Raw genomic sequence first — 10,904 nt, 5'->3', positions numbered from 1 at the left:
CTGCGCGGCCGCATCGTCACCGTCGTCGACATGCGGGCCCGGCTCGGCCTGCCGAGACCTGAGGACGGCAAGACGGCGATGGCGGTCGGCGTCGACCTGCGCGGCGAATCCTATGGCCTGCTGATCGACCAGATCGGCGAGGTGCTGCGCCTGTCCGAGGACGGCAAGGAGGAGAACCCCGTCAACCTCGACCCCCGCATGGCCAAGCTCGCCGGCGGCGTCCACCGCCTCGACGGCCAGCTCATGGTCGTGCTCGACGTCGATCGCGTCCTCGAGCTCGAAACCAAAGTGCAGATGGCAGCGTAAGCCAACGAAAACATCGAAGCCGGAGAACCAAAATGAAAACGTGTTTGGTCGTCGATGATTCCAGCGTCGTACGCAAGATCGCGCGCCGGATCCTGGAAGGCCTGGAGTTCGAGGTCACCGAGGCCGAGGACGGCTCGAAGGCGCTCGAGATCTGTCAGCGCAAGCTGCCCGATGCGGTGCTGCTCGACTGGAACATGCCGGTCATGGACGGCTTCGAGTTCATGGGCCACATGCGCCGCCTGCCCGGCGGGGACCAGCCCAAGGTCGTGTTCTGCACCACCGAGAACAACGTGGCTCATATCGCTCAGGCGCTCTCTGGCGGCGCCAACGAGTACATCATGAAGCCCTTCGACAAAGACATCATCGCCGACAAGTTCGCTGAAGTTGGTCTGATCCCGGTCGGACAAGCCATGGTCTGAGTGTGTCTGGCCCAAAGTGTTTGGGCCAGAGTGTTCCAGTACAGCTTCGAAGAGGCCATCCGTGACCCCGACCGAGTATGAGTATCTGCGTAAGTTCCTGAAGGATAATTCCGGTCTCGACCTGTCAGCAGACAAGCAATACCTGATCGAAAGCCGCCTGCTGCCGCTCGCCCGCAAGGCCGGGCTCTCCGGCATCGCCGATCTCGTGCAGAAGCTGCAAGCCGGCTCGCGCCAGCTGATCACCGACGTGGTCGAAGCCATGACCACCAATGAGACCTTCTTCTTCCGCGACAAGGTCCCGTTCGAACATTTCCGCGACCACATCATGCCGGAGATCATCAAGGCGCGCGCCGGCAAACGCAGCGTGCGCATCTGGTGTGCCGCCGGCTCGACCGGCCAGGAGCCCTATTCGCTGGCGATGTGCCTGAAGGAGATGGGCGCGGCCCTCACCGGCTGGCGCGTCGAGATCATCGCGACCGACCTGTCGCAGGAGGTGCTCGAGAAGGCCAAGGCCGGCGTCTACAGCCAGTTCGAGGTGCAGCGCGGGCTGCCGATCCAGATGCTGGTGAAGTATTTCAAGCAGATCGGCGAGACCTGGCAGATCAATCCCGAATTGCGCGCGATGATCCAGCACCGCCAGCTCAACCTGCTGCACGATTTTGCCCAGCTCGGCACTTTCGACGTCATCTTCTGCCGCAACGTGCTGATCTATTTCGACCAGGACACCAAGATCAACATCTTCAACCGCCTGGCGCGCCAGATCGAGCCGGACGGCTTCCTGGTGCTGGGCGCTGCCGAAACCGTGGTCGGACTGACCGATACGTTCAGGCCGCTTCCGGAGCGGCGCGGCCTCTACAAGCCGAACGACCCGCGCGCGGCGGCGGCCAAGCCGGTTCTCGCCGCTACGGCGCCGCCGCGCATGGCGGCGATGGCGGGACGATAAGCATGGCCGAGGATGGCAAGGGCGCGGAGCGCGTGACATTCAGCCGAGGTTATGATGTCTGCATCATGGCCATCGATGGCACCTGGCGGCGCGACTGCAAGCTCAACGCGATCTCCGACACCGACGCCATTCTCACGGTGGAGGGCTCGATCCAGGGCTTGAACCTGAAAGAGTTCTTCCTGCTGCTGTCGTCGACGGGCCTCGCCTATCGTCGCTGCGAGCTGGTCCGCGTCAACGGCGCCGAAATGGACATCCAGTTCCTGCGCGGCAAGAACAGGAAGAAGCGCGGTACGGCCGGCGGCCACGACGCCGCGGCGTGATCTGGCCGCAGTCGTCGCCACTCTTTCCGATACGTTGCTTCACAATTGCTGAAAATATCAGAATCAATTGGCCGCATCAGCTTTACGTGCCCTAAGCGCGAGCCGTGTATCCGTTGACGGTCTCAATCTCAGGATACGGCAATGCCCAGAAGTTCTCTTTCCCCCATCCCGTCAAACCTGCCCGACGTCGCCGAGCGGCGTGCGCTTCAGCTCCTGGTGGTCGACGATGACGCCACGCAGCGCCGCCTGATCACGGTCGCCGCCAAGCAGGCCGGCCACGAAGTCACCGTGGCGCCATCCGTGGCGGACGCGATCGAGAAGCTCCGCGCTGCGCGCTTTGACTGCGTGACGCTCGATCTCGTGCTGGAGGACGGCGACGGCATCGACGTGCTGCGCGAGATGGCGAGCGTGAAATTTGCAGGCTCCGTGATCGTCATCAGCGGCATGGACGGCAAGCGCCGCAGTGCCGCCCGCAGCTTCGCCCGTTCCGTCGGGATCGAGCTTCAAAGTCTGCCGAAGCCGCTGGATCTCGCGGCTCTGCGCATCAGCCTCGCCAATCTCGGCAAGACCGCGATGGGCCTGCCGGCGATCCACACCTGGGGCGGTGTCGCCAACGACGCGATCGTGGAACGGCACCGCGCCTAAAGCGCGGAGCTGCTATGCGATCGGACGCGGTCGTCCGCCGCGCTATTCGGATTCCGACAGGCATTGCAGGGCGTGGCCGAGGCCGGCCCGGCAGGCGTTGAGGGCCGCGTTCGCGGTGGCATAACGGGGCGTGACGTCGTCGAGCAAGAAGACGTCCGCGGAACCTTCCGGATCGCTGCCGTGTTCTTGATCCATGGCTGCGGCGATCCGGCGCATGCTGGTCTCGATCTGTGCGATCAGTAAGCGAAGGTCCGCCGCAATCAGCTCACGGCTCTCGACTTCGGGCGTTGCGACAGGAGGCGGCGTGTCGGCCAAATTTAGCATGGATATTCTCCGTCAGCTGCAATTAGGCGCCACGCCGCTACTTGTGCGTTAAGTCCATGTCCCGTACAAATACGGGTGGGCCGAATCCGCGCCGAGCGCCATAACGATTGGCGCGGACGCGAGTCCTTCATGCCAACCGGATGTGGCACATGGCCGAACAAAGCTCTCGCGGTGAAATCTTCGTGGTCGACGACGACCCTGCCGTTCGCGACACCTTGTCGATGGTGTTGAAGGCGGCGGGCTATGAGGTGATCTGTTTTGCGGACGGCGCAGCGCTGCTCTCCGTCGCGCGAAACCGCACACCGGCTGCGATCCTGCTCGACGTGCATATTCCCGGAAAGTCGGGTCTCGACATCCTGAAGGAGTTGCAGGGCGAGGACTATCCGGCGCCGATCTTCATGATCTCCGGGCAGGGCGACATCGCGATGGCGGTGGGCGCGATCAAGAGCGGCGCGCTCGACTTCATCGAGAAGCCGTTCCGCGGCAGCGAGATCGTCGGCCGGCTCGACGAGGCGATCGGCGCCTATGCGCGCAGGCAGGCGGAGAACGCGTCTCCGAAATTCGGCTCGCTGCATTTCCCCGGACGCGAGCCGTTGACGCGCAGGGAGCGCGAGGTGCTGGAGCAGTTCGCCTCCGGCGCCTCCAACAAGGAAGCCGGCCGCACGCTCGGCATCAGCCCGCGCACAATCGAGGACCACCGCGCCAACATCATGAAGAAGCTCGGCGCGCGCAACGCCGCCGACCTGATCCGCATCGTGATGACCGCGGCCCAGCGCGCGTCGTAGCTCGCGAGGTCTTTTTCTCTCGTGCCCCGGACGCAGCGCGTCACATAGTGATGCGCTGCAGAGCCGGGGCCCATACCTCCAATTGCAAGGCAAGCAGTTCTGGGTCCCGGCTCTGCGTCGCAGCGCTTGCGCGCTGCGCCTTGTCCGGGACACGCGATGGTGCTCTATGCCTGCAGCGCCTTGCGGATGATCCGCGCCAGATCCGATTTGCGATAGGGCTTTGCGAGCAACAGAACACCCGAATCCAGCCGGCCGTGGTGGATGATCGCGTTCTCGGTATAGCCTGACGTGTAGACCACCTTGAGATCGGGGCGCGTCTTCTGAAGCTCGTCGGCGAGCTGCCGTCCGTTCATTTTGCCGGGCATGATGACGTCGGTGAACAGCAGGTCGAACGGCTTCCCGGCGGCGACGATCGCGAGCGCCTCGGCGGCGTTCGCGGCCTGCAAGGTGACGTAACCCAGCGAATGCAGCTGCGCCAGCACGTAGTCCCGCACCAGCCGGTCGTCCTCGACGACGAGGATCGTCTCGTGTCCGCCCTCGATCGTCGCGGGCGTCACGCCCTCGCCGACCGCTGTCGGCGTCTTGCCGGGCGGCAGATACATCTTGATCGTGGTGCCGTGGCCCTCCTCGCTATATATCTTGATGTGACCTGCGGACTGCTTGATGAAGCCGTAGACCATCGAAAGCCCGAGCCCGGTGCCTTTGCCCGGTCCCTTCGAGGTGAAGAAGGGGTCGAATACCCTGGCCAGCATGTTCGCAGGGATCCCGGTGCCGGTGTCGCTCACGGCGATCAGCACATAGTGCCCCGGCGGCACATCGTTCGCGCTGGCATACACCTCATCGAGATAGGCGACGCCAGTCTCCAGGATCAGCTTGCCGCCGCCGGGCATGGCGTCGCGAGCATTGAGCGCGAGGTTGAGGATCGCGGTGGTGAGCTGGTTGGGATCGACGATCCCGACGCAATTCTCGTCCTCGAACACCGATTCGATCTGGATCTGCTCGCCCAGCGTTGGCCGCAACAGCTTCGCGGTGTCGACGATCAGCGAGTTGATGTCGATCTCGCGCGGCTGCAGCGGCTGCTTGCGCGCGAAGGCGAGCAGGTGCTGGGTCAGATCGGCGCCGCGCGCGGCGGCCTCGTCGATCATCTTCGTGATGGCCGCGAGCTGCGGCTCTTTCGCGACCGCGTCCGCGAGAATCTCGATCGTCCCGGTGATGACGGTGAGAATGTTGTTGAAGTCATGCGCCACGCCGCCGGTGAGCTGGCCGACGGCCTCCATCTTCTCGGCATGGCGGATGCGCTCCTCGGCGGCCATCTTCTCGGTGAGGTCGCGGATGAATCCGTTGAACACAAAGCCATCGCGGCGTTTCAGCTCGGTAATGCTGAGTTCGACCTTGATAGCGGTTCCGTTACGGCGCTGGGCCTCGATATCGAAACGGCGGCCGAGGATTGCGGTTTCTCCGGTCGCCAGGAAACGCTCCATGCCGGCCGTGTGTGCGGACCGCTGAGCTTCTGGTATGATTAATGTGGTGAGCTTCCGGCCGATCGCCTCGCTACGAAGCCAGCCAAAGATTCTCTCGGCCTGCGAGTTCCAGTCCAGTATCGTTCCGGTTTCGTCGATTTGCACAAAACCATCGAGCGCGGTCTCGACGATGTTGCGGGCGAGGCGCTCGCTCTCGCGGAGCGATTCCTGCGCGAGCCGCGCCTCCGTCATGTCGCGTCCGACGAAGAAGAAACGCTGCGCCTGCTCGGACCAGTTGCCGAGCCAGGACAGCCAGACCTCGTGTCCGTTCTTGTGCAAGCAGCGGGTGTCGCCGAGCTTGCGATGTTCGCCACGCCGCACCGCGCGCATGTCCGCGCGGGACTGCTCCAGATGGTCGGGATGCGCGAAGTCGGCGCCGCTGCGGCCGATCATCTCGTCCGGCCGATAGCCGAGAATGGTCTCGCTGCTCGGGCTGATCTGCACGATATGGCCCCGCGCATCCATGACCATGATCAGGTCCTGCGACGTTTCGAAGATCTGGCGCCGCTCCTCGAGCTGCTGCTGCAGTGCCCGCTCGGCGCGGCGTGCCTCGGTCAGGCTGCGCGCAGATCCGGAGGCGCCGATGATCTCGCCCGACGGTCCCCTGATCGGCGAGAGGCCGAGCGAGATCTCGACCGGAGTGCCGTCCTTGCGCAGGCGCACCGTCTCGAAGCGTTCGATCGGCTCACCCCGCGCGATCCGCCGCAAATAGTCCTTGCCATGCTCACGGCGGTCGGGCGGCACAATGATCGACGTGGGCTTGCCGATCGCCTCATCCGCCGAATAGCCATAAAGACGCTCGGCGGCCGGATTCCAACCCGTGATGACGGCATCGAGCGTCTGCATCACGATCGCATCGTCGGAGGATTCCACCGCGGCGCTGAACAAGCTCTCGCGCGCCGCGTGATGGCTTCGCGCAGCCTCGGTGCGGCGATGCTCCTCGATCTCGCGTTCGAGCGCGGCTGTTTTCGCCCGGGTTTCCTCGACCATCTGGGCAAAGGCCCGTGCCAGCACGCCGGTCTCGCCGCTGGCATCGACGGGTATGTCCGCCGGCCGTCCGCTGCCGATGGCCTCCACCGCCTTGGTCAGACGCCCGATCGGGCGGGTCAATGAGCGCGCCAGCAGCACTGCGAGCGCGGCCGCGGCGAGAACGGCAAGCACGCCGACGAGCAGGGACGTCTTTTGAATGGCGGCCGGCACACGGCCGAAGACGGACGGGGGAACGGTCACGATGATGGCGACCCATTCCTTGCTCGCAAGCAGTGCCGGCGCGATGGCCGCGCCGCTCGGCCGGCCCGACTCATCGGTCGTGAGCCGCGTGGCTACGTCCGACGTGCCAGCCAGGGCCGAGAAGAATGGAAAGTCATTGCGCCAGTTGGTGGAATGGCCGCGCAATGAGCCGAATTCCTGTGTGCGGTCGGGATGGACGAGATAGTCGCCGCGCGAATTCACGACATAGAGCTCTCCTCCCGAACTCCTGGTCGAGCGGATGCGGTCGAGCGCCGGGCGCATGTCGATATTGGCGATGACGATTCCGAACGGCTTGTTGTCCGGCGTGAACAAGGGCGTCGCGACGCGAAGAGTCGGAACGTGCGGCTCCGTGGTCCCGCCCTGCCGCGTGGCGAGATCGACGGGCGAAACATAGATCTCGCCCGGCGCCAGCCGTATCGTTTCCTGGAAATAGGCTCGCTCGCCCTTGCCCTCCAGTTCGCCGTCGGGGACGATCCGGGCCGTCCCATTCGGGCCGGAGCGGTCGACGCGGACCAGCTCGCGCTGGTTATCGTCGAGACCGATGATTCGAAACTGTCCATAGCTGGGCTTGGCATCGATCTCGGCAGCAAGCCGGGCCGCGATGCGCTCGCGCCAGGTTTTCTCGGAGACGCCGTCGGAAGCGTCGATTCCTCCACCGAGGTGAGCGCGGATCAGGCCATTGATTGCCGCGGCGGAGCGATAGCCGGTCAAATCGCCGCGAGCGCCGGCGACGTAGGATTCGAGATTGGCTGCCAGCAGGCGGGACTGGGCTTCGACCCGCTCCAGGACCCGCGGAATGACGGCCTGTGTGGTGTTGCGATAGCCGAGCCATCCGACTGCGGCCACGGTGACCGCCACCAGCAGGATCATCGCGATGGCCAGCCGCGTTGCCAGCGTCGTTGCAAGTCTCATTGGGATATTCGCAGGAGTGGCCGTATCGCCGCGCCGTTTCTGCCTTGAGGAGGTGTTCTTGTCATCGGCGGCCGGAGCGGACATCGGACCCCTCCGTCTCGCCCGCCTTCAGGCAACCATCGACCACGGCAAGCAGTGCGCCGGGTCGGAACGGCTTTTGCAGGCTTGCCTAGCTTGGTCGCCATCTTCAGGAAGTCCGGCTCCGCCGGGGCCAGCGCCCGAATGCGACGCATCGTCTCCAGTCCGTCCATTCCGGGCATGAAGATATCGAGAAACAGCAGGTCGAACTGGCTGGCCTCGAACAACGCCGGTCCGTTGCGGCCATCGCCGGCGACCGTTACGTGATGACCGGCCCGTTCCAGCAGCAGCCGAATGGTGATCTGTACGGCCGGATCGTCATCCGCGATCAGGATGTTGGCCACGCCCGAAATCCTCCGAGGTCTGATGGAACGCCCCAGCGACCGCAAATCAAACCAATAAACACGAAATTGTTGCGCGGATTCCATCCGGCCTGCAAGCAGTTCGCGAGTGTCCCGGTGAATGCTCGTTTAAGCCAAAATTCTACGGCCAGGCCTATGCACGATTGCGTGCATTGGCCTTCGTGACGCCGATCGCCCTGTCTAATTGGCCAAATACTCCGGATGAAGACTCCGGATCTTGTCGAGCTCGCTCGGCGTGTCCTCGGGCCAGGGCGGGCTCGGTTGGTTCGAGAACCGCAACCTGCTCGACATACCTGCGGTCTTCGCAGGCCTCTTGACCGTGATCATCATCGGGCTCTTTGTCGAGAACCTGATCTTCCGCGCCATCGAGCGGAACACCGTCCAGAAATGGGGCACGCAATCATGACCAAGAAGAAGACGCCCGACCAGCTCCGCAGCGCGCGCTGGTTCGCGCCCGACGATCTCCGCTCGTTCGGCCACCGCTCCCGCACCATGCAGATGGGCTACGCGCCGGAGGAGTGGAAGGACCGCCCGATCATCGCGATCCTCAACACCTGGTCGGATGCGCAGCCCTGCCACATGCATTTCAAGTCGCGGGTCGACGACGTCAAGCGCGGCATCCTGATGGCCGGCGGCCTGCCGCTGGAAATGCCGGCGCTGTCGCTGTCGGAATCGCTGCTGAAGCCGACCACTATGCTCTATCGCAACCTGCTCGCCATGGACGCGGAGGAGCTGCTACGCAGCCATCCCGTCGATGGCGTAGTGCTGATGGGTGGCTGCGACAAGACCACGCCGGCGCTGCTCTTGGGCGCGACCTCGATGAACATCCCGGCGATCTATCTGCCGGCAGGCCCGATGCTGCGTGGCAATTGGAAGGGCAAGACGCTCGGCTCCGGCTCGGACGGCTGGAAATATTGGGACGAGCGCCGCGCCGGAAAGATCTCCGACAAGGATTGGCTCGACATCGAAGCCGGCATCGCCCGCAGCTACGGCACCTGCATGACCATGGGCACGGCCTCGACCATGACCGCGATTGCCGAGGCGATCGGCATGACGCTGCCCGGCGCCTCCTCGATTCCCGCCGCCGACGCCAACCACATCCGCATAGCCAGTGAATGCGGCCGCCGCATCGTCGAGATGGTCTGGGAGGACCTGACGCCGAAGGTGATCCAGACCCGGAAAGCCTTCGAGAACGCGATTGCGGTCGCCATGGCGATGGGCTGCTCCACCAACGCGATCATTCATCTGATCGCGCAGGCCCGCCGCGCCGGGCAGGACATCGGCCTCGACGATTTCGAGAAGGCGAGCCGCAAGGTGCCCGTCATCGCCAACGTCCGGCCCAGCGGCGATACCTATCTGATGGAAGACTTCTTCTATGCCGGCGGCCTGCCGGCGCTGATGGGCCAGATCAAGCAACATCTGCATCTCGACTGCATCACCGTCACCGGCAAGACGCTCGGTGAAAACATCGAGCATGCCGAAGTGCACAATGACGACGTGATCCGCTCGGTCGACAATCCCATCTACAAGGAAGGCGCGCTCGCCGTGCTCAAGGGCAACCTCGCGCCCGACGGCTGCGTCATCAAGCCCTCCGCCTGCGCGCCGCGCTTCCTCAAGCATACAGGACCTGCGCTGGTGTTCGATGACTACCCCTCGATGAAGAAGGCGGTCGACGATCCCGACCTCGATGTCACCGAAGACCACATCCTGATCCTGCGCAATGCGGGGCCGCAGGGCGGGCCGGGCATGCCCGAATGGGGCATGCTGCCGATCCCCACAAAACTCGTGAAGCAGGGCGTGCGCGACATGGTGCGCATCTCGGATGCGCGCATGAGCGGCACCAGCTATGGCGCCTGCATCCTGCACGTCTCGCCCGAATCCTACATCGGCGGCCCGCTGGCGCTGGTGCAGAGCGGCGATCGCATCACGCTCGACGTTGCCGCGCGCACCATCAATCTCGATGTGCCCGAGGCCGAGCTCGCCAAGCGTCGCGCTGCCTGGAAGCAGCCCGAGCGCCGCTTCGAGCGCGGCTATGGCTGGATGTTCACAAAACACATCAAGCAGGCCAATGACGGCTGCGACTTCGACTTCCTCGAGACCGATTTCGGCGCGCCGATCGGCGAGCCGTCGATTTATTGATGCTGTCGTTCCGGGGCGCGAAGCGAACCCGGAACTTCGAGATTCTCAGGTGCGCAACTGCGCACCATAGTTCGGCTTCGCCGCCCCGGAATGACGACAAGAAAGAGTACGAGATGACAAAACTCAGCGAAGCCACCCGCAACAAGCTCAAATCCGTCTCCACTGCCACCGTCGCCACCGCCTTGTTCAAGCGCGGCCTGCGCATCCAGATGATCCAGGACGTGCATCCGGTCGGCCCGGACCAGCCGACCATGGTCGGCGAGGCCTTCACGCTGCGCTACATGCCGGCGCGCGAGGACCTCAACACCATCGACGTCTTCAGGGATCGCTCCCATCCGCAGCGCAAGGCGGTCGAGGATTGTCCGCCGGGCGCGGTGCTGGTGATGGACAGCCGCAAGGACGCGCGCGCGGCCTCAGCCGGCGCGATCCTGGTGACGCGGCTGATGAAGCGCGGCGTCGCCGGCGTCGTCACCGATGGCGGCCTTCGCGATTCCGCAGAGATCGCCAAGCTCGGAATTCCCGCCTACCACCATCGTCCCAGCGCGCCGACCAACCTCACGCTGCACCAGGCCATCGAGATCAACGTCCCGATCGGCTGCGGCGATGCGCCGGTGTTCCCCGGCGACGTCATCCTCGGCGATGCCGACGGCGTCATCGTCATCCCCGCGCATCTCGCCGACGAGATCGCGGACGAAACTTTCGAGATGACCGCGTTCGAGGACTTCGTCACCGAGGAAGTCGGCAAGGGCCGCGGCATCTTCGGCCTCTATCCCGCCACCGATCCGCAGACGCTCACCGATTTTGCGGAATGGCGGAAGAAGAACGGGAGGTAGTTTCTTCGCCTCTCCCCGCTTGCGGAGTCTCCGCGACTGCTGGCGTGTTCGCGGATAGAGCCCCTCA

10 protein-coding genes and 2 pseudogenes are annotated in these 10,904 nt (G+C 64.5%); 9 read left to right on the top strand and 3 right to left on the bottom strand.

Going from position 1 to position 10,904, the window contains the following annotated elements; genetic code table 11:
• From YU9_RS0138950 to YU9_RS0138930, 5 genes are all read left to right on the top strand, one after another.
• On the top strand, window positions 1-306 hold a 306-nt coding region (locus YU9_RS0138950; protein WP_027577510.1), incomplete at its 5' end, for a chemotaxis protein CheW.
• 32 nt (window positions 307-338) lie between these two features.
• Window positions 339-725: a response regulator gene (locus YU9_RS0138945; RefSeq protein ID WP_027577509.1), complete on the top strand. Its 387-nt coding sequence runs from the start codon at window positions 339-341 to the stop codon at window positions 723-725.
• 61 nt (window positions 726-786) lie between these two features.
• Window positions 787-1,668 carry a protein-glutamate O-methyltransferase CheR gene (locus YU9_RS0138940; protein ID WP_027577508.1) on the top strand — a complete coding sequence of 294 codons (882 nt, stop codon included), beginning with the start codon at window positions 787-789 and terminating at the stop codon, window positions 1,666-1,668.
• Window positions 1,669-1,670: 2 nt separating this feature from the next.
• On the top strand, window positions 1,671-1,988 hold the full coding sequence (locus YU9_RS0138935) for a hypothetical protein (RefSeq protein ID WP_027577507.1): 318 nt from the start codon (window positions 1,671-1,673) through the stop codon (window positions 1,986-1,988).
• Window positions 1,989-2,129: 141 nt separating this feature from the next.
• Window positions 2,130-2,633, top strand: a complete 504-nt coding sequence (locus tag YU9_RS0138930; protein ID WP_027577506.1) for a response regulator — start codon at window positions 2,130-2,132, stop codon at window positions 2,631-2,633.
• A 42-nt stretch (window positions 2,634-2,675) separates the two neighbouring features.
• Here YU9_RS0138930 and YU9_RS0138925 read toward each other — a convergent pair whose 3' ends face one another.
• Complete coding sequence (locus tag YU9_RS0138925) at window positions 2,676-2,957, bottom strand: hypothetical protein (RefSeq protein WP_027577505.1); 282 nt, start codon at window positions 2,955-2,957, stop codon at window positions 2,676-2,678.
• 149 nt (window positions 2,958-3,106) lie between these two features.
• On the opposite strand from YU9_RS0138925, the gene YU9_RS0138920 reads away from it, so the two are divergent.
• Window positions 3,107-3,742, top strand: coding sequence for a response regulator transcription factor (locus tag YU9_RS0138920; RefSeq protein WP_027577504.1), 636 nt, complete (start codon window positions 3,107-3,109; stop codon window positions 3,740-3,742).
• 164 nt (window positions 3,743-3,906) lie between these two features.
• On the opposite strand, the gene YU9_RS0138915 is transcribed toward YU9_RS0138920, so the two are convergent.
• Together YU9_RS0138915 and YU9_RS44130 are read right to left on the bottom strand one after the other, a co-directional pair.
• Window positions 3,907-7,509 (bottom strand): PAS domain S-box protein, encoded by a 3,603-nt coding sequence (locus tag YU9_RS0138915; protein ID WP_027577503.1) that lies wholly within the window; start codon window positions 7,507-7,509, stop codon window positions 3,907-3,909.
• Window positions 7,487-7,847 (bottom strand): annotated as a pseudogene (locus tag YU9_RS44130) (response regulator). The gene YU9_RS0138915 and the pseudogene YU9_RS44130 overlap by 23 nt, the downstream one beginning before the upstream one ends.
• 250 nt (window positions 7,848-8,097) lie before the next feature.
• Between YU9_RS44130 and YU9_RS0138905 the strand changes: the two are divergent.
• The 3 genes and pseudogenes from YU9_RS0138905 to YU9_RS0138895 all read left to right on the top strand — a co-directional run.
• Window positions 8,098-8,271 (top strand): annotated as a pseudogene (locus YU9_RS0138905) (ABC transporter permease); the annotation flags it as partial.
• Window positions 8,268-10,004, top strand: a complete 1,737-nt coding sequence (gene araD / locus YU9_RS0138900; RefSeq protein ID WP_027577501.1) for an L-arabinonate dehydratase — start codon at window positions 8,268-8,270, stop codon at window positions 10,002-10,004. The pseudogene YU9_RS0138905 and the gene araD, both read left to right, overlap by 4 nt.
• Before the next feature lie 113 nt (window positions 10,005-10,117).
• Complete coding sequence (locus YU9_RS0138895; RefSeq protein WP_027577500.1) at window positions 10,118-10,837, top strand: ribonuclease activity regulator RraA; 720 nt, start codon at window positions 10,118-10,120, stop codon at window positions 10,835-10,837.
• The last annotated feature ends 67 nt before the right edge of the window (window positions 10,838-10,904 follow it).

It is taken from the genome of Bradyrhizobium sp. WSM1743 (assembly GCF_000473065.1).
Taxonomy (GTDB): Bacteria; Pseudomonadota; Alphaproteobacteria; order Rhizobiales; family Xanthobacteraceae; genus Bradyrhizobium.
Note: the sequence above shows the minus strand (reverse complement) of the source record. Positions and strands in the feature narration are given on the sequence as shown.

What these genes read in the sequence shown, in the direction of transcription:
- YU9_RS0138945 (WP_027577509.1), top strand. Translation starts at nt 339, where the DNA reads ATGAAAACGTGTTTGGTCGTCGATGATTCCAGCGTCGTACGCAAGATC.
- YU9_RS0138935 (WP_027577507.1), top strand. Translation starts at nt 1,671, where the DNA reads ATGGCCGAGGATGGCAAGGGCGCGGAGCGCGTGACATTCAGCCGAGGT.
- YU9_RS0138930 (WP_027577506.1), top strand. Translation starts at nt 2,130, where the DNA reads ATGCCCAGAAGTTCTCTTTCCCCCATCCCGTCAAACCTGCCCGACGTC.
- YU9_RS0138925 (WP_027577505.1), bottom strand. Translation starts at nt 2,957, where the DNA reads ATGCTAAATTTGGCCGACACGCCGCCTCCTGTCGCAACGCCCGAAGTC.
- YU9_RS0138920 (WP_027577504.1), top strand. Translation starts at nt 3,107, where the DNA reads ATGGCCGAACAAAGCTCTCGCGGTGAAATCTTCGTGGTCGACGACGAC.
- YU9_RS0138915 (WP_027577503.1), bottom strand. Translation starts at nt 7,509, where the DNA reads ATGTCCGCTCCGGCCGCCGATGACAAGAACACCTCCTCAAGGCAGAAA.
- araD (WP_027577501.1), top strand. Translation starts at nt 8,268, where the DNA reads ATGACCAAGAAGAAGACGCCCGACCAGCTCCGCAGCGCGCGCTGGTTC.
- YU9_RS0138895 (WP_027577500.1), top strand. Translation starts at nt 10,118, where the DNA reads ATGACAAAACTCAGCGAAGCCACCCGCAACAAGCTCAAATCCGTCTCC.